This is a genomic window from Acinetobacter calcoaceticus (genome assembly GCF_900520355.1).
GTDB lineage: Bacteria > Pseudomonadota > Gammaproteobacteria > Pseudomonadales > Moraxellaceae > Acinetobacter > Acinetobacter calcoaceticus_C.
The window spans coordinates 3,733,619-3,750,090 of record NZ_LS999521.1; the positions used below are offsets into that span (position 1 = coordinate 3,733,619).

Consider the following 16,472-nt stretch of genomic DNA (forward strand, 5'->3'; position numbering starts at 1 on the left):
AATTCTGTCTGATTGAAAGGAAGAGTATTACCATGATTACCACCTCAGTTACCGAAGCAGCCGAAAGTTTACGTCAAGGTGAAGTCCTAGCGTATCCAACTGAGGCCGTTTGGGGGCTAGGTTGCGACCCTTTTAATGAACAAGCCTTTCAAAAAATTCTCGAACTTAAACAGAGGCCGATTGAAAAAGGTGTGATTTTGCTAGCAGGTCATATTAGCCAAGTTGAGCACCTATTAACCTCTTTACCAAAAACAACCCAACAAGAAATTATTGATTGTTGGACGAATCACCAACCGTCAGAAAGAGCCACAACTTGGCTCTTGCCTACTGGCGAAAATGTTCCTTCATGGATTAAAGGTGAACATCCTCTTGTGGCTGTTCGAGTCACCACACATCCTTTGTGTGTGGCGTTATGCAATGCTTTTCATGGTTTTATTGTCTCGACTAGTGCCAACCCAAGTGGGCAAGAACCTGCTCATTCACTACAAGATGCCTGCCAATACTTTGGTTCACAATTAAACTATCTCAATGGTGACTTAGGCCAAAGTCAGCAGCCAAGTAGAATTATTAATGCGCTTACTGGAGAGATTATCCGCGCCTAATTTCAGACAAAAAAAAAGCTCAGTTATATAGGGATAACTGAGCATAAAAAAGGATGGGTATATACCGCATCCAGAGGGTTTGGATATCTCTGCAACGAAAGATAATCTGCTAAAAAGAGCATCTTTCGTAGTGGTCGCTATTATGGGGTAAGCGATCAAATGAGAGAAATATATAATTTCTCTAAAAAAAGCATGAAAAGTGTAGGGAATTTACGGCTTTTCGTTTATAAATTAAAATTATATTAATATTTTTACTCGAATTTTTTAATATTTATATTTCAATCTGTTTTTATAAACTATTTATAAATCATATAGAAAAGCTTTAACTGATAGAAAAATGGCATATTTTGATCAATTTTTTTCAAAATATGCCATAGTTTTTTCACTGACTTTAGTTTTGCTCTTGTATGAGTTCACTCTTTTTAGCACTGGCCTTCTTTTGAGCCATAACAATACCTATTAAAATTATTACACCACCTAGTGTGTGATAAATGGTCCACTGCTCAGACAACCAAACACTTGCAATAATTGCTGTAAACACGGGAACTAAATTCATAAAAATACTGGTCCTATTCGGGCCTAATTGCTGAACAGCCAACATCCAAACTAAAGGCGCAATGAGTGAAGCAAATACTCCTGCATAAATAGCACTCGGAGCATTTTGTGCATTTAAAGCATCCAGTCCGAACCAGAAAATCAAAGGAAGGTGGAATATTACAGAAAAACCAATCTGAACATATAAGCTCGTCATGATTGGAAGTGGCAACTGCCATTTTTTAAGAAAAACCCCATAAAATGCATAAAAGAACACAGCAATAATCATTAATGCATCACCAAGATGTCCACCAGAACTTAATAAGTGGCCAATATCTCCTTGGGACATGACATAGAGCAAACCTGCAAAAGACAAAATACTGCCAAAAACTGCAAAGCGATTAGGCACATCTTTCAAAATGCCAAGAGAGACAAAGATCGTAAAGATCGGGATAAATGCATTTACAATTCCCATATTTGTGGCGCTCGTATAATGGGCAGCCGTATAAGCAAGTCCTTGATAAAGCACCATTCCAAATGCACTCAAAATTGCAAGCTTAGGCAGATATGGTTTTATTAGATGTCGCTGTTTCCAAACGGGTAACAACATAAATGGGGTTAAAATAATAAATGCGATTAACCATCGGTAAAAACTGATACTTACCGGAGAGATATAATCTGAGACATAGCGGGTGACTACAATATTTAAAGACCAAATCAGTACTGCCAAAATGGGAAATATAAATGCCCATTTGTGATATTTCATGACCTGACTCATAGTAATACACCATCTACAAAAGAGATTTTATTTTGAAGAATGTCTTAATAAATTGAAATATCGTATTTCCGACATTGATATTGAAGTTAGGACATCATCCTTTTCTAGAATCTAAAATAATGTCCAAGTTTTCATGGCATGTTCCACAACTTTGTGTAATTGCTCATTACTCGCCCCATCTCTTGCCTGAATCGTTAACCCTTGGATGACTGTTGCATAAAAGTCTGTCATTTCCTGTAACGGCGCATTTGGAGACAAATCACCCTGCTCTACGCCTTGTTGAAGGCGTTTGAATAATTTGTCTTTGGTCTTTATTCGTTTATAGAGAAGGTTCTGTTGCACATCCTGAGTAGCATCAGAACAATTCATAGCAGCAACAACGAGCATACAACCAGCAGGCTTATTTGGCTGAACAAGTCGTTTGACGTTATCGTATAGATAAAGTTCAAAAGCGATTTTTGCTGTTTTTGCTTCTAAAAAGATGGTTTCAATAGGGCATGCTTCATGAGCTAAATAGTAATCAATACTTTGATAGAACAGCCCCGCTTTATCTCCAAACGCACTGTATAAGCTTGGTGCTGTAATTTCCAAAGCCTGTGTTAAATCACTGATCGATGTTGCTTCATAGCCATGCTCCCAAAAGAGCAACATTGCTTTTTGCAAAACCTGTTGCTCATCAAAGCATTTAGGACGTCCACGCTTTTTTTTCAGCGTGTCCTCAGTAGCAACCAAATTCGTTTCATGCTTATTTGTCATAAAGATCACATCTATTTTTATAACAATCGTTATTAAATTAATTGACGTTCGATTTTTTATCAACTATTTTATTTTCATAATGATCGTTAGTTAATTAATAAATTGCCTTTCTTCACTCCAAATTTAGCCAAGTAAGGATCTCTTATGGACCAACCCGTCTCTAAAGCGCGACCCACGACCTCCCCTCAAGGAAGTTGGTTTGCCATTTTGGCCGTTGCTATTACAGCATTTGCATTAGTAACAAGTGAATTTTTACCTGTTGGTGTTTTAAATAGTGTTGCAACAGATTTAAATATTTCTGTAGGTACAGCAGGTCTTATTATTACTGTACCCGGTATTATGGCAGCAATTGCTGCCCCTCTATTGCCTGTTTCTGTGAAACAAATTGATCGACGCTATGTTCTCATTTTACTGACGGCAATTATGGTGATTGCCAATACCATTACTGCTTTTGCTGAAAACTTTCATATTCTATTACTCAGTCGCTTAATTTTAGGAATCTCAATTGGTGGGTTCTGGGCCACGGCAATCGCTTTAAGTGGAAAATTAGCTCCCCCTCATCTCCCTATTGCCAAAGCAACTGCTGTTGTAATGGCAGGTGTAACTTTTGCGACAGTTTTGGGTGTTCCCATTGGAACATGGTTAAGTGAATTTTATGGCTGGCGCAGCGCTTTTGGAATTACGGCAGGAATTGGCTTAATTGTTTTAATCTTACAATTAATCTTTTTACCTAAACTGGTTCCAGACTCGCCAATCCATATGAGGGACTTACCAGCATTATTACGCACGCCTAAAGCACGTAGCGGTATGCTTATTGTTCTACTTATCGGTCTCGCTCATTTTTGTGCATATAGCTATTTAGCCCCTTTCTTCAAAAATATTGCAGGCTTTAATGGTACAACCATTAGTTCACTATTATTGCTCTATGGAATTGCAGGTATTTTCGGAAATGCATTTGCTGGCTATAGCGGTAATTTAAATGTCCGATATACACTTGCTTTTGTTAGTGCTTGCTTTGCAATTGTATTTTTTGGATTCCCACTTTTTGCCATTCATGAATTTGGTGCTATTGTCTTAACGGCTTTATGGGGGTTCGCATTTGGTGCCTTCCCTACCTCAGCAAATATCTGGATGTTTGTACATGCGCCCAATGCAGTTGAAAAAGGTATGCCACTGTTTGTAGGTATGTTTCAGGTCATGATTGCGACAGGTTCATTATTAGGTGGATATGTGGTTGACCATTTCAATGAAAATACTTTAATTTATGGTGTATTAAGCTTTGTTGCCTTAGCATTACTTAGTACATTTACTTTAGCAAAAGGTTTAAATAATCCTAAAGCTACTTGTGAAAATTAAAATATGAGCCAGAGCATATAGATGAATAATGAGGACCAGCAATTTTCTTTATTGAACAGTATTGAAGTTCATGAATTTCTATATCAAAAAGAAGATATTGTTCGTCCTCATGCCTCTCTTTGGGGAGATTTTAATTTCAGTCTAAATGGTATTTTAGAAATGCAGGTGGAGGAGCAATTATATTTATCCCCTCCTAGCTATGGCCTTTGGATTCCTCCACAGACCGTTCACCAATCAACTGATATCGACCATGAAATTCACTATATTTGTATTCGTTTGCATCCCCGCCTTTGCTCTATTTTAGGAGATAAGTGCCGATGCTTTAGTATTCAGCCCTTTTTTCGCACCTTAGTACTACAAATCTTGGAACAACAAAAGCAGTCGAAAAAACCTGAATATTTAGAACATCTTTTACAGGTCTTATTTGACCAATTACAACAAGCTCCCGCTTATTCGCACTATTTACCTCAAACACGTCATCCAGTTTTATTACCTATTTTAGAAAAGCTTTCAGATTCATCACTTTTTGATCACTCTTTACAGCAATTACTTCAAAATTTCTCAGTCAGCGACCGTCATCTATTACGCCTAAGCCAACAAGAACTCCAGCTTTCTTTGTCTGAATGGAGAAATCGAGCCAAAATTATTTATGCGCTTCATCAAATTCGGCAAGGAACATCCATTAAACGCCTCTCTTATGATTTAGGTTATCAACACAGTTCAAGTTTTATTGAATTTTTTAAACGCTATACAGGTCAAACTCCAATCCAAATCAGGAATAACTAAACTTCATTCTATTTTTAAAATCTTTTTCTTTTTTGAACACGAATATTATTGCACTACCCCTCAATAGCAGTTAAAACAAATGCGTTACTTGATATCAACTACAAACTTTAGGAAAGACTCATGACACAATCTGTATACCACATTCCAGTAAAAGCCATTTCAGGCGAAACGGTTGACCTCGAACAATACAAAGGTAAAGTTGTACTTATCGTCAACACAGCTTCTAAATGTGGTTTGACTCCACAATACGAAGGTTTAGAAAAGCTTTATCAAGCTAAAAAAGATCAAGGTCTTGAAATTTTAGGCTTTCCTGCAAATAACTTTAAAGAACAAGAACCAGGTTCAGACGAAGAAATTCAGCAATTCTGTTCGTTAAATTATGATGTTCATTTCCCTTTATTTTCTAAAGTATCTGTTGCAGGTGAAGATAAACATCCACTTTATGAGACTCTAACAGCAGCTCAACCGGAACGCATTGGTGAAGGTCCTTTCCGTGAACGTCTAGAAGGTTTAGGTATTCCAACTAATCCAGCGCCAGAAGTTTTATGGAACTTTGAAAAATTCTTAATTAATAAAAATGGTGAAGTAGTTGCTCGTTTTGCTCCAAACCTAACTGCGGATGATGAACAAATCGTTAAAGCAGTTGAAGCAGAATTAGCAAAATAAAGTTTAAAAAAAATCTGAAAAAGAGCGTTTTCTACGCTCTTTTTTATTATCTCGTCAAAATGTTGTTTGTTTGCAAAAATACAATCTTTCTCCATATTTTATGCCTATAGTACCTTTTTGCTTTATTTGATGTTGTTTGTAGTTATGAAAAAAGTTTTACAGGGTGCATTTCTTCCTTTTGTAATTTTTGCCTCAGGCATGCTTTTACTCGGGTGCGATCAGGCACAAGACCATGCTACTGAACAAGAAAATACTGAAATAACCGAACAGACCTCTGATCAAGCTATTGAACGACAAGAACCAGATATTGCTCCGAGCAAAACCGAACTTAAAAGCGGTAATATTTTTTATATGGTTCGAGATGCTGCTAATTTACAGCTTAAAGCTGGAGATTATGTCGAGCAACTGAAAGACACTCAACTTGACGTTGAACAAGCGATTCAAGATAAAAATCAAAATGAATTAAAAACAACTGTTTCAATGTTAAAACAGCAGTTACAAGGTTTAAATCAAGCTCTTCTCACCTTGGATATCAAAAGTCAGGAAATTGAGAATATTCGCCAAAGTTTATTACATGCCAATCAACAAGCTCTTAGCATGCCGTTACTAAATGGGAAATTAGATCAAATCAATTTTGACCAAATTGAAAAACAGCTGAATACCATTCAAATGGATATGGTTAAACTCGCAGCTATGATTATGGCTGGAGATGAGAAACCAGATTCAAAAACTGATTCTTAATCTAAAATCCACATCATAAAAAAGCTACCTTACGGTGGCTTTTTAGCTTTTATTTAGCAAGCACTATAGTAGTTTTGCTACATTTACCTGTTTCAGCTAAATGGTATTCACTAATTGCTTTTTGACCTTGTGTATCATCTACTAATTTTAAGTTAGCACCACCGACAAAAACGCCAGGTTTAATATATTGCTGTACAAAATAATTTTTTCCTGCCTCAGTTTTAAACTTCAAATGATTTGGAGAAAATTCTGATTCAGTTGAAATGGTATGCTCCTGATTACCAGACACTTCTTTATAAAAGAATATACCTCGTGCTGTTTCCCCTAAACACTCCCCATCAACCCAGACATCTTTTTTCAAAGCACTTCCGACTACATTATTAGAGCGATATACATAAATTACCGCATTTCCATTAGTTGGCGCTGTTAATTGTTTTGCTTGCTGAGCTAATTGTGGATTGGCCTGCGGCACTGATGCACAACCAACAAAAGCAGTAGAAACAAGAATAGGTAACCAATATTTGATGTTCATTTTAAGTATCTCTTATTTATGATGATTTAAATTTTGAGACGCAAATTTACATTAAAAATATATTATTTTAAACACAAATATTAAATTATTTTATGTCTGAAATTTATAATAAAAAAGCCACCTTACGGTGGCTTTTTTTAATCTCAAACCGACACTTAGAGTGCGCGGTTTTTGATTTTACGAATAGTTTCAAGCTGTGCAGCTGTTTCTGCCAAGGCAGCCAAAGCAGCAGCTGAGTCCAAATCACTCTTTTGGTTTGCAAGCAATTGTTCAGCATTTTTACGTGCTTCTAAAATTGCAGCTTCATCCAAATTGTCAGCACGGATTGCAGTATCTGCAAGAACCGTTACAACATGTGGTTGAACCTCTAAAACACCGCCAGATACATAGACGATTTCTTCTGTACCATTTTCCAACTGAACACGAATCGGGCCCGGTTGAAGCAAGGTTACGAGTGGTGCATGTCCTGGCAAAATACCAAGCTCACCACCAGCACCTTTCGCGATTAACATCGTTACTGCGCCAGAGTAAATAGACTCTTTAACACTTACGACATCACATTGCATAGTCGCCATGAGATGATCTCCTTAAATTAGAGTTTCTCAGCTTTAGCAATCACTTCGTCAATACCACCAACCATATAGAACGCTTGTTCTGGGATGTGATCGTATTCACCAGCTAATAGACCTTTAAAGCCACGAATCGTTTCTTTAAGCGATACTAATTTACCAGGAGCGCCAGTAAACACTTCAGCTACGTGGAATGGTTGAGAGAAGAAACGTTGGATTTTACGCGCACGGTAAACAACCAATTTATCTTCTTCAGCTAACTCATCCATACCCAAGATTGCGATGATGTCTTTAAGCTCTTTATAACGTTGCAAAATGTTCTGTACAGAACGTGCAATTTCATAATGCTCTTGACCAACAACTAATGGGTCTAACTGACGTGAAGTTGAGTCAAGTGGATCGATCGCTGGATAGATACCAGAAGATGCGATGTCACGGCTCAATACTACTGTTGCATCTAAGTGAGCAAATGTAGTTGCAGGCGATGGATCTGTTAAGTCATCGGCAGGTACGTATACTGCTTGGATCGATGTGATCGAACCAGATTTAGTAGACGTAATACGCTCTTGAAGAACACCCATTTCTTCTGCAAGTGTAGGCTGGTAACCTACCGCAGATGGCATACGACCTAACAGTGCTGATACTTCAGTACCTGCAAGTGTATAACGGTAGATGTTGTCGACGAATAATAATACGTCACGACCTTTACCATTTTCGTCTTTTTGATCACGGAAGTATTCAGCCATAGTCAAACCAGTTAACGCTACGCGTAAACGGTTACCTGGTGGCTCGTTCATCTGACCGTAGACCATTGCTACTTTGTCAAGAACGTTAGAATCTTTCATCTCGTGATAAAAGTCGTTACCTTCACGAGTACGCTCACCAACACCAGCAAACACAGATAAACCTGAGTGAGCTTTCGCGATGTTGTTGATCAACTCCATCATGTTAACGGTTTTACCAACACCAGCACCACCGAATAGACCAACTTTACCACCTTTTGCAAACGGGCAAAGTAAGTCAATTACTTTAATACCAGTTTCTAAAAGGTCAGTAGAAGCCGCTTGTTCAGCATAAGAAGGCGCTTGACGGTGAATTGGCAAACGTTCTTCAGTTGCAACAGGACCTGCTTCATCAATTGGGCGACCCAAAACGTCCATGATACGACCAAGCGTAGCTGGACCTACTGGAACAGAAATCGGTGCATTTGTACTAGTTACATTAAGGCCACGTTTAAGACCTTCTGTAGAACCCATTGCGATGGTACGAACAACACCATCGCCAAGCTGTTGCTGAACTTCTAATGTAGTTTCAGTACCGTCAACTTGGAGAGCGTCATAGATCTTAGGAACGCTATTGCGCTCAAACTCGACGTCGATAACCGCGCCGATGATCTGAATGATACGACCGCTACTCATTGCTGTCTCCTCAATTCAAACTTAATAATGTTAAACGGCAGCGGCACCGCCAACGATCTCAGAAATTTCCTGAGTAATCGCGGCTTGACGCAACTTGTTGTAAATGAGCTGTAGGTCTTTAATCAATTGTCCTGCGTTGTCTGTCGCTGCTTTCATTGCGACCATACGAGCTGACTGCTCACATGCAACGTTTTCAATCACACCTTGATAAACCATAGACTCGATATAGCGAACCAACAAACCATTTAACAATTCTTCTGCTTCTGGTTCGTAGATATAGTCCCAACCATAAGTACGGTTGAGATCATCGCCTTCTTCTGCCGGTGCTAAAGGAACAAGTTGTTCTACTTTAGGCTGTTGAGTCATTGCATTGATGAAGCCATTTGTTACGAGATAGATACGATCTAGTTCGCCTTTATCAAATGCATCAAGCATAACTTGTACTGAGCCAGTTAACTGTTCCAAACTTGGCGCATCGCCAAGCTGGGTAGTTGCACCAAGCACTTTACCGCCGTAATTCTTAAAAAACGAAACCGCTTTTTGACCAATTAAAGCAAATTCAACTTCAATTGACTGCTGTTGTTGTGCTTTGACATGCTGCACAACTTTCTTGAACAAGTTAATGTTCAAGCCACCTGCCAAACCACGATCTGAAGACACTACGATATAGCCAACACGCTTAACTGGGCGATCAACCATATAACGGTGTTTATATTCAGGGTTTGCTTGGACTAAGTGAGCAATTACACGGCGCATATTATCGGCATACGGACGGCCCTGAGCCATGCGCTCTTGCGCACGACGCATTTTAGAAGCAGCTACCATTTGCATCGCGCGAGTAATCTTTTGCGTGCTCTTGATACTAGCTACTTTGGCGCGAATTTCTTTTAAATTTGCCATACGCTTAACCTAGTATTCGAAAGCTCTTTCGAGCTTCCGAAGGTTGATCCGTGAACCAAACTTAACTAAAACTAAACTTAGTAAGTTTGAGTCGCTTTAAAGCTTTCAATACCTGCTTTGATTGCTGCTTCGATGTCTTTGTTGTAATCACCAGTTTCATCGATTTGTTTCATCAACGGAGCATATTCTGAGCGGAAGTAAGAGATTAACGCAGCATCAAAGTCTACGATTTTCTTAACTTCTACGTCAGACATATAGCCTTCGTTAGATGCATAAACAGAAACAGCTTGGTCAGCAATTGAGTAAGGAGCATATTGCTTTTGCTTCATTAACTCAGTTACACGTTGACCATGTTCAAGTTGTTTACGAGTTGCTTCATCAAGGTCAGAAGCGAACTGAGCAAACGCAGCCAATTCACGGTATTGTGCTAAAGCAGTACGGATACCACCAGACAATTTTTTGATGATCTTAGTTTGAGCAGAACCACCAACACGAGATACAGAGATACCCGCGTTCACAGCAGGACGAATACCTGCGTTGAATAATGATGTTTCTAAGAAGATCTGACCATCAGTAATCGAAATTACGTTCGTTGGTACGAATGCAGATACGTCACCTGCTTGAGTTTCAATAATTGGCAATGCAGTTAAAGAACCAGTTTTACCAGTTACTGCGCCATTAGTGAATTTCTCAACGTAGTCAGCAGATACACGAGAAGCACGTTCAAGAAGACGTGAGTGAAGATAGAATACGTCACCTGGATACGCTTCACGACCTGGTGGACGACGTAAAAGTAATGAAATTTGACGGTAAGCAACTGCTTGCTTAGACAAATCATCATAAATAATAAGAGCGTCTTCACCGCGGTCACGGAAGTATTCACCCATTGTACAGCCAGAGTACGGAGCTAAGTACTGCATTGCAGCAGGATCAGCAGCCGCAGCAGCGACAACAGTTGTATACGCCATAGCGCCAGTTTCTTCTAGCTTACGTACAACGTTTGCAATTGTTGATTGTTTTTGACCAATCGCAACGTATACGCACTTAATGCCAGAATTTTTCTGAGCGATAATCGCATCGATCGCCATCGCTGTTTTACCAGTTTGACGGTCACCAATAATCAACTCACGCTGACCACGACCTACAGGGATCATGGTATCAACTGATTTATAACCAGTTTGAACAGGTTCGTCTACAGATTGACGCCAAATTACGCCTGGTGCTACTTTTTCAACAGCATCAGTTAATTTTGCATCAATTGGGCCTTTACCATCAATTGGGTTACCCAAAGCATCGACAACACGGCCAAGAAGTTCCGGACCAACTGGAACTTCAAGTACACGACCTGTACAACGAGCTTTTTGACCTTCTTGAAGGCTTAAGTAATTACCTAAAACAACGGCACCCACTGAATCCTGTTCTAGGTTCAGTGCCATACCAAATAAGCCGCCGTCAAATTCGATCATTTCACCGTACATTGCATCAGCAAGACCGTGAATGCGCACAATACCGTCGGATACCATAACAATGGTACCTTCGTTTTTAGCGGTCGCGCTGGTGTCCAGATCGCTGATACGCTGTTTAATGAGCGCACTGATCTCGGATGGATTCAGTTGTTGCATTGCGCTATTCCTCAATCTTTTATTAGTTCAGTCTTCATCATTTGCATTATGCAAGAAGACGAGTACGCATTTTTTCAAGCTTGTTAAGCGCAGAATCATCTATCACTTGATCGCCTGCACGAATTACAACACCTGCAATAAGCTCAGGTTTAACTTCAACTGAAACAGTTACAGTACTGTTAAAACGCTTTTCTAAAGCAGATTTTAACAACTGTTCTTGGTCAGCAGTTAATGGGAAAGCCGATTCAATCACGACATCCACATTGTTGTTATTCTGTGATTTAAGCTGTTCATATTCTGCTTCAATTTCAGGTAACAACATTAAACGATCATTATCTGCAAGAAGTGTCAAAAAGTTAGACACTGCTTGAGATTGATCTTCACCTAAAACTTTAGCAAAAAGCTTTACTTGCTCCACAGGAGTAAGTTCAGGGCGATTTAAATAAGCGGAAAATGCTTCGTCTTGCACCGCAGCACTGAGCACTTGTAACGCATTCGACCAATTGTCTGTTGCACCTTGCTCAGAAGCATAAGCAAATGCTGCTTTGGCATACGGACGTGCCAACGTCAAGAGTTCAGCCATGATTCGCCTCTCTTAAAGTTTAGCAGCCAGCTGAGACAGCATGGCATTATGAGCTTCTGCGTCAACTTGCTGGTTCAGGATTTTTTCTGCGCCAGTTACTGCCAAAGCAGCTACTTGTTGACGTAATTCTTCGCGAGCAGAATTGATTTCTTGGTCAACAGCTTCTTTAGCCTGTTGACGAATACGCTCACCTTCAGCCGCAGCCTGAGTACGCGCTTCTTCGATCAATTGTGCTGCACGACGGTTCGCTTGTTCGATCAATTGAGCTGCTTGTGCTTTAGCTACATCAAGCTCTTGCTTTACTTGCGATTGTGCATCGGCAAGGTCAGCTTTCGCTTTTTCTGCTGCATTTAAGCCATCAGCAATTTTACGCTGACGCTCACTAATCGCATTGATTAGTGGTGGCCAAACAAACTTCATGCAGAATGCAACAAAACATGCAAACGCAATCGCTTGACCAATCAATGTGAGGTTGATATTCATTGCAATTCCTCAAATAGTGGATTTAGGAATTAAGATGATTAACCTACAAATGGATTAGCGAAGATGAAGAACAAGCCAATACCAACACCGATCATAGGCACAGCATCAAGAAGACCCGCGATTAAAAACATACGAGTTTGAAGTTGTGGAGCCAATTCTGGTTGACGAGCTACAGCTTCTAGAAAGCGACCACCCAAAAGACCAAAACCAATCGCAGTACCTAAAGCACCGAAAGCGATCAAGATAGCAGATGCAATTGCAACTAGACCTAAAGTGAGTTCCATGAAAAATTCCTCAGAGGTTAGGTTATTACCAAATTAAATTAAAAAAATTCAGCCCAACCATCGTTTGATAGTTAGGCAATACCATTAATGTTTTTCGCTTGCCATGCTCAAGTAAACGATGGTAAGCATCATAAAGATGAATGCCTGCAACGTGATTACAAGAATGTGGAAGATCGCCCAAGGCACAGATAACGCCCATTGAATCCAAAACGGCAATAAAGCAATTAGGATAAAGATCAGCTCACCAGCATACATATTACCGAATAGTCGGAGAGCTAATGAAATAGGACGAGCAAGGAATGTTACCAATTCCAAAATCAAGTTCACTGGAATAAGCAACGCTTTTGCAACTGGATTACTTGGGTTAAATGGGTTAAGTGCCAACTCGCCAACGAAACCACTAACACCCTTTTCGCGGATGCTGTAGAACAAGATAAGTACAAATACAGATAAAGACATACCTAAGGTAATGTTTGGATCTGTAGATGGAACAATCTTGAAGTAAACGTGGTGAGGATTCATACCAAATACGTTTGCACCTACAAATGCTGCAACTTGAGGAATCCAGTCAACTGGAATCAAGTCCATTAAGTTCATGAGGAAAATCCACACGAAAATAGTGAGAGCAAGTGGAGCAATTAAACGTGATTTGCCATGAAAGGTGTCACGGACACTTGAGTCAACAAACTCAATGATCATTTCGATTGCTGACTGGAATTTAGTTGGAACACCTGCATTTGCAGTTTTCGCAACAATCCAGAATAACAAACAGAAAATAACACCAAGGCCAATTGACCAACCCATTGAATCCAAGTGAATTGCAGTGAACCCCATCGAATGAGCTTCTTCAGCAGTCTCAGCCAATTTCCATGTACCGTCTGGCATTTTGCCATAGGTCATATTGGTCAAGTGATGCTTGATATACTCTGTCGAAGTGAGGGCATGTTCTTCAGCAGCCATAAATCACACCTGGTCAATGTCAATTACTAAAAAGAAGGGTTACGAACATCGGCGTACTGTCGATATCTCGCCACCCTCCAAAAAATCTTCAATTCTTCTTGTTTTTACACCCGTTTTTGTTGACGTGACACCCAAAACGGAGCGACCCACGACATTGCCTGAACGAGAATAAAACCAAACAACAATGCTAACGGTGATAAAGGTTTAACATTGCTCAAAATCAAAATAAATCCAACGATCATGATTGCAAATTTGCCTAACATGCCCCTATACATGTTAGACAGCACTTGTTTTGATGCTCTCGCACCTGCTGCTCTGAAGGATTGCCACGAGAAATAACTCATAGCAAGCCAACAAACCAGTGCACCAAGTGCCGCACTTAATGCTGCTGTCATGTCTTTTATGCTCCACGCCACGAGGGCGGAAACAGGGATCATACATGCTTGTAAGAAGACCAAAGCTTTTGCTAATCGTCGGTCAATCAAGCGACTAGTTCGGCTCATTATTTATCCACTCACAGCATAGATGCTTGACAAGTTTAGCTGATGATCGCTTTTAATCGCAGGCATTATAGAGTTACACCCCTGAACATGCAATCTTTTCCCGACTTTAGTCGGGGTTTTTCATGACAGGTGGTGCTGACGCTACAGTCAGCCTTTGTTTAATTTTTATCTTACTTTTGCGTATTTAATACACATTTATCTGTTTTTATAGCCAGTTTCTTCCATGCAGTGACGAAATCATCGTCATTATTCATGCTCTCGTCTACTGCTTGAAAAGTAATGTTACCTAATTTTTGATACTGACTTTTAGTGGTAAAACTTTCCGCCAATAAACACATCTGTTTTTTTGGTCGATTATCATTAAGATACTTAATTTGAGCCGCTGTGGGTGCAACATGAGGATCATCTGTCAAAGCGCCTGCAAACTTTAAATTTAAAGAGCGTTCTAAATATTGATAGGCATCATGATATGACCAATATGGCTTACCATTACTTGTACTGTCATAAACTTGCGCAGCCTGAAACATTTTACGGGCAAAGATATTGGCATTATTCCAATATTTAGCTTTATTTTCAGGATGCTGCTGAGAACGTAAAGCTGCAATAAAGAAACCGATTCGAACTGCGTTGTTTGGTTCTAACCACACATGAGTGTCTACTGTATTAGGTAAAGCCACACCGCGTGTACTACGCAGGGGTAAAATTGAAACTATGCCACTATCTAATAAGGCAATCGCTTTCTTATTATTACCTAACAATTTATTTAGAGGTGCTTCATGAGCCTTACCCAACCAGATCACTAAAGATGCATCATTAATTGCTTTACGGTGAGCTGGAGTTAACTGTACGTCATGACCTGTCTGACCTTTAAGTAAAAGCTGAGGTTCTTCAACACCCTGAGTGACTTCTTTTGCAATCAGATAAATCGGGTGTGTAGAAACCACCAACCCCTGACTCCACCCTAACGTACTCAAAAGAGAGAACATACTGAAAACAAAAAAACGGAACATGACAGACCATCAATTTAAATTAGCTCGAAGCATGTTATAATATAACAAAGTTACAAAAATACCTAAGATTAATCGAATGAAGCATCGCTTCATGCTAATATTCCGTTAAAAATTCGAGGTTATTTCTATGAGTTCCTGCTCGCATGAACATCATGATTCTTTGCATGGTGTGCATGATCACCATAATGTCGCAAACCGTTTAGCTGAAGCAGAAAATTTATGTTCTGCGACTGGCGCACGACTTACGCCTTTGCGCAAAGAAGTTTTGGAACTCATTTTAAATGCTTCGGGCCCAATGGGCGCATATGACTTACTTGCACGCATAAAAAGTCAAACTGATCGCCCAGCTGCTCCTCCAACTGTATATCGAACTTTAGATTTTTTATTAGAAAAAGGTTTGATCCATCGCCTAACTTCTATTAATGCCTATATTCCCTGTTGCCACCCTCGTGAAGGTCATCAAGCAGCATTCTTGATTTGTACCGAATGCCACATGGTTAAAGAAGCCTCTTCTCAAGGTTTAACTCACCAGCTTGATCAACTTGCAGCGTCAGATGAGTTCGTAGCTCAACACAGCATTATTGAAATTTCGGGGAAATGCCAACAGTGCCGCACAACTCCTTAAATCCCGTATTAATTCAGCTTGAGCAGGTTTCTGTTCATCGCGATGATCGGGAGATTTTAAAAAAAGTTGATTTTTCTCTACATCAAAATGAAATTGTGTCTTTGATTGGCCCGAATGGTGCAGGTAAATCAACACTGATTAAAGTTCTACTCGGGATTCTCCAGCCAAGTAGCGGTCGTATTATCAATCATAAGAAACTTAAAATGGCTTATGTGCCACAAAAGTTCAATCCTTCACATAGCTTACCTTTGCGCGTTCAAGATCTACTTGATTTAGAAAAATGCAGCCCTGCCCTGCGTCAGGAAATTATTCAAGACACCGGTATTTCCAAGTTACAACAATCAAAAGTACAGCAACTTTCCGGTGGAGAGCGCCAACGGGTACTACTAGCACGTGCACTACTTCGCCAACCAGACATTTTAGTTCTTGATGAACCGATGCAAGGCTTAGATATTCAGTCAGAAGCTGAACTTTATGAGTATGTCCGTAGTTTACCTGAACGATATGGCTGTGCGATCTTAATTGTTTCCCATGACTTACAATGGGTGATGGAAGGAACACACCGTGTAGTATGTTTAAATAAACATATTTGCTGTAGTGGACTACCCGAGAATATTCAACAACATCCTGAATATCAGGCTATCTTTGGAACTCAACGGGTTTTCTATCAACATCATCATGATCACTGTGCTCACGGTGATGCTGCACACCCCTGCCCTCATAATGACCGCCCTCACATCCACCCAGAACCGGAAGCTTAAGCC

Annotated in this window: 20 protein-coding genes; 7 read left to right on the forward strand and 13 right to left on the reverse strand. The window is 39.8% G+C overall.

The window, feature by feature from the left end; genetic code table 11:
- Nucleotides 1-32: 32 nt before the first annotated feature.
- A complete protein-coding gene (locus AC2117_RS17880; RefSeq protein ID WP_133975853.1) occupies nucleotides 33-602 on the forward strand; it encodes an L-threonylcarbamoyladenylate synthase in 570 nt (189 codons plus the stop codon).
- Nucleotides 603-993: 391 nt separating this feature from the next.
- Here AC2117_RS17880 and AC2117_RS17885 read toward each other — a convergent pair whose 3' ends face one another.
- Nucleotides 994-1,914, reverse strand: coding sequence for a DMT family transporter (locus AC2117_RS17885; RefSeq protein WP_133975855.1), 921 nt, complete (start codon nucleotides 1,912-1,914; stop codon nucleotides 994-996).
- 111 nt (nucleotides 1,915-2,025) lie between these two features.
- Nucleotides 2,026-2,679 carry a TetR/AcrR family transcriptional regulator gene (locus AC2117_RS17890; RefSeq protein WP_133975858.1) on the reverse strand — a complete coding sequence of 218 codons (654 nt, stop codon included), beginning with the start codon at nucleotides 2,677-2,679 and terminating at the stop codon, nucleotides 2,026-2,028.
- 135 nt (nucleotides 2,680-2,814) lie between these two features.
- Between AC2117_RS17890 and AC2117_RS17895 the strand changes: the two genes are divergently transcribed.
- The 4 genes from AC2117_RS17895 to AC2117_RS17910 all read left to right on the forward strand — a co-directional run bounded on the left by AC2117_RS17895 (nucleotide 2,815) and on the right by AC2117_RS17910 (nucleotide 6,219).
- A complete protein-coding gene (locus AC2117_RS17895) occupies nucleotides 2,815-4,026 on the forward strand; it encodes an MFS transporter (RefSeq protein WP_133975861.1) in 1,212 nt (403 codons plus the stop codon).
- A gap of 21 nt (nucleotides 4,027-4,047) precedes the next feature.
- Nucleotides 4,048-4,812 carry an AraC family transcriptional regulator gene (locus AC2117_RS17900; RefSeq protein ID WP_133975863.1) on the forward strand — a complete coding sequence of 255 codons (765 nt, stop codon included), beginning with the start codon at nucleotides 4,048-4,050 and terminating at the stop codon, nucleotides 4,810-4,812.
- A 120-nt stretch (nucleotides 4,813-4,932) separates the two neighbouring features.
- Nucleotides 4,933-5,478, forward strand: coding sequence for a glutathione peroxidase (locus AC2117_RS17905; protein ID WP_042898442.1), 546 nt, complete (start codon nucleotides 4,933-4,935; stop codon nucleotides 5,476-5,478).
- A 144-nt stretch (nucleotides 5,479-5,622) separates the two neighbouring features.
- A complete protein-coding gene (locus AC2117_RS17910) occupies nucleotides 5,623-6,219 on the forward strand; it encodes a hypothetical protein (RefSeq protein ID WP_133975865.1) in 597 nt (198 codons plus the stop codon).
- 49 nt (nucleotides 6,220-6,268) lie between these two features.
- On the opposite strand, the gene AC2117_RS17915 is transcribed toward AC2117_RS17910, so the two are convergent.
- The 11 genes from AC2117_RS17915 to AC2117_RS17965 form a co-directional block, all read right to left on the reverse strand.
- A complete protein-coding gene (locus AC2117_RS17915; RefSeq protein ID WP_017391518.1) occupies nucleotides 6,269-6,751 on the reverse strand; it encodes a DUF2846 domain-containing protein in 483 nt (160 codons plus the stop codon).
- Between the two features lie 155 nt (nucleotides 6,752-6,906).
- Complete coding sequence (locus AC2117_RS17920; protein WP_002114076.1) at nucleotides 6,907-7,326, reverse strand: F0F1 ATP synthase subunit epsilon; 420 nt, start codon at nucleotides 7,324-7,326, stop codon at nucleotides 6,907-6,909.
- Between the two features lie 17 nt (nucleotides 7,327-7,343).
- Entirely contained in the window at nucleotides 7,344-8,738 is a 1,395-nt protein-coding gene (gene atpD / locus AC2117_RS17925) for a F0F1 ATP synthase subunit beta (RefSeq protein WP_003655528.1), read from the reverse strand.
- Between the two features lie 30 nt (nucleotides 8,739-8,768).
- Nucleotides 8,769-9,638, reverse strand: a complete 870-nt coding sequence (gene atpG / locus AC2117_RS17930) for a F0F1 ATP synthase subunit gamma (RefSeq protein WP_133975867.1) — start codon at nucleotides 9,636-9,638, stop codon at nucleotides 8,769-8,771.
- 77 nt (nucleotides 9,639-9,715) lie between these two features.
- A complete protein-coding gene (gene atpA, locus AC2117_RS17935) occupies nucleotides 9,716-11,260 on the reverse strand; it encodes a F0F1 ATP synthase subunit alpha (protein ID WP_004640548.1) in 1,545 nt (514 codons plus the stop codon).
- A 46-nt stretch (nucleotides 11,261-11,306) separates the two neighbouring features.
- Nucleotides 11,307-11,843 carry a F0F1 ATP synthase subunit delta gene (locus tag AC2117_RS17940; RefSeq protein ID WP_042898440.1) on the reverse strand — a complete coding sequence of 179 codons (537 nt, stop codon included), beginning with the start codon at nucleotides 11,841-11,843 and terminating at the stop codon, nucleotides 11,307-11,309.
- Between the two features lie 12 nt (nucleotides 11,844-11,855).
- On the reverse strand, nucleotides 11,856-12,326 hold the full coding sequence (locus AC2117_RS17945) for a F0F1 ATP synthase subunit B (RefSeq protein ID WP_133975869.1): 471 nt from the start codon (nucleotides 12,324-12,326) through the stop codon (nucleotides 11,856-11,858).
- Nucleotides 12,327-12,364: 38 nt separating this feature from the next.
- Nucleotides 12,365-12,610 carry a F0F1 ATP synthase subunit C gene (atpE, locus tag AC2117_RS17950; protein WP_000424060.1) on the reverse strand — a complete coding sequence of 82 codons (246 nt, stop codon included), beginning with the start codon at nucleotides 12,608-12,610 and terminating at the stop codon, nucleotides 12,365-12,367.
- An 84-nt stretch (nucleotides 12,611-12,694) separates the two neighbouring features.
- The gene (gene atpB, locus AC2117_RS17955; protein ID WP_133975871.1) at nucleotides 12,695-13,570 is read right to left on the reverse strand and encodes a F0F1 ATP synthase subunit A; all 876 of its coding nucleotides are present in this window, start codon (nucleotides 13,568-13,570) and stop codon (nucleotides 12,695-12,697) included.
- Between the two features lie 104 nt (nucleotides 13,571-13,674).
- Nucleotides 13,675-14,073, reverse strand: a complete 399-nt coding sequence (locus AC2117_RS17960; protein WP_133975873.1) for an ATP synthase subunit I — start codon at nucleotides 14,071-14,073, stop codon at nucleotides 13,675-13,677.
- Nucleotides 14,074-14,243: 170 nt separating this feature from the next.
- Entirely contained in the window at nucleotides 14,244-15,083 is an 840-nt protein-coding gene (locus tag AC2117_RS17965) for a metal ABC transporter solute-binding protein, Zn/Mn family (RefSeq protein WP_197730949.1), read from the reverse strand.
- 127 nt (nucleotides 15,084-15,210) lie between these two features.
- On the opposite strand from AC2117_RS17965, the gene AC2117_RS17970 reads away from it, so the two are divergent.
- Both AC2117_RS17970 and znuC read left to right on the forward strand, forming a co-directional pair.
- Nucleotides 15,211-15,708 (forward strand): transcriptional repressor, encoded by a 498-nt coding sequence (locus AC2117_RS17970; protein WP_003655556.1) that lies wholly within the window; start codon nucleotides 15,211-15,213, stop codon nucleotides 15,706-15,708.
- A complete protein-coding gene (znuC, locus tag AC2117_RS17975; protein WP_042898437.1) occupies nucleotides 15,681-16,469 on the forward strand; it encodes a zinc ABC transporter ATP-binding protein ZnuC in 789 nt (262 codons plus the stop codon). Before AC2117_RS17970 ends, znuC begins: the two co-directional genes overlap by 28 nt.
- Nucleotides 16,470-16,472: the final 3 nt, after the last annotated feature.

Bases quoted from the DNA above. Each gene is read 5' to 3' on its own strand.
- AC2117_RS17900 (WP_133975863.1), top strand. From the start codon at position 4,048: ATGAATAATGAGGACCAGCAATTTTCTTTATTGAACAGTATTGAAGTT.
- AC2117_RS17970 (WP_003655556.1), top strand. From the start codon at position 15,211: ATGAGTTCCTGCTCGCATGAACATCATGATTCTTTGCATGGTGTGCAT.
- AC2117_RS17965 (WP_197730949.1), bottom strand. From the start codon at position 15,083: ATGTTCCGTTTTTTTGTTTTCAGTATGTTCTCTCTTTTGAGTACGTTA.
- atpD (WP_003655528.1), bottom strand. From the start codon at position 8,738: ATGAGTAGCGGTCGTATCATTCAGATCATCGGCGCGGTTATCGACGTC.
- AC2117_RS17885 (WP_133975855.1), bottom strand. From the start codon at position 1,914: ATGAGTCAGGTCATGAAATATCACAAATGGGCATTTATATTTCCCATT.
- AC2117_RS17910 (WP_133975865.1), top strand. From the start codon at position 5,623: ATGAAAAAAGTTTTACAGGGTGCATTTCTTCCTTTTGTAATTTTTGCC.
- AC2117_RS17920 (WP_002114076.1), bottom strand. From the start codon at position 7,326: ATGGCGACTATGCAATGTGATGTCGTAAGTGTTAAAGAGTCTATTTAC.
- znuC (WP_042898437.1), top strand. From the start codon at position 15,681: ATGCCAACAGTGCCGCACAACTCCTTAAATCCCGTATTAATTCAGCTT.
- AC2117_RS17960 (WP_133975873.1), bottom strand. From the start codon at position 14,073: ATGAGCCGAACTAGTCGCTTGATTGACCGACGATTAGCAAAAGCTTTG.
- AC2117_RS17945 (WP_133975869.1), bottom strand. From the start codon at position 12,326: ATGAATATCAACCTCACATTGATTGGTCAAGCGATTGCGTTTGCATGT.
- atpB (WP_133975871.1), bottom strand. From the start codon at position 13,570: ATGGCTGCTGAAGAACATGCCCTCACTTCGACAGAGTATATCAAGCAT.
- AC2117_RS17880 (WP_133975853.1), top strand. From the start codon at position 33: ATGATTACCACCTCAGTTACCGAAGCAGCCGAAAGTTTACGTCAAGGT.
- AC2117_RS17915 (WP_017391518.1), bottom strand. From the start codon at position 6,751: ATGAACATCAAATATTGGTTACCTATTCTTGTTTCTACTGCTTTTGTT.
- AC2117_RS17895 (WP_133975861.1), top strand. From the start codon at position 2,815: ATGGACCAACCCGTCTCTAAAGCGCGACCCACGACCTCCCCTCAAGGA.
- AC2117_RS17940 (WP_042898440.1), bottom strand. From the start codon at position 11,843: ATGGCTGAACTCTTGACGTTGGCACGTCCGTATGCCAAAGCAGCATTT.
- AC2117_RS17905 (WP_042898442.1), top strand. From the start codon at position 4,933: ATGACACAATCTGTATACCACATTCCAGTAAAAGCCATTTCAGGCGAA.
- atpA (WP_004640548.1), bottom strand. From the start codon at position 11,260: ATGCAACAACTGAATCCATCCGAGATCAGTGCGCTCATTAAACAGCGT.
- atpE (WP_000424060.1), bottom strand. From the start codon at position 12,610: ATGGAACTCACTTTAGGTCTAGTTGCAATTGCATCTGCTATCTTGATC.
- atpG (WP_133975867.1), bottom strand. From the start codon at position 9,638: ATGGCAAATTTAAAAGAAATTCGCGCCAAAGTAGCTAGTATCAAGAGC.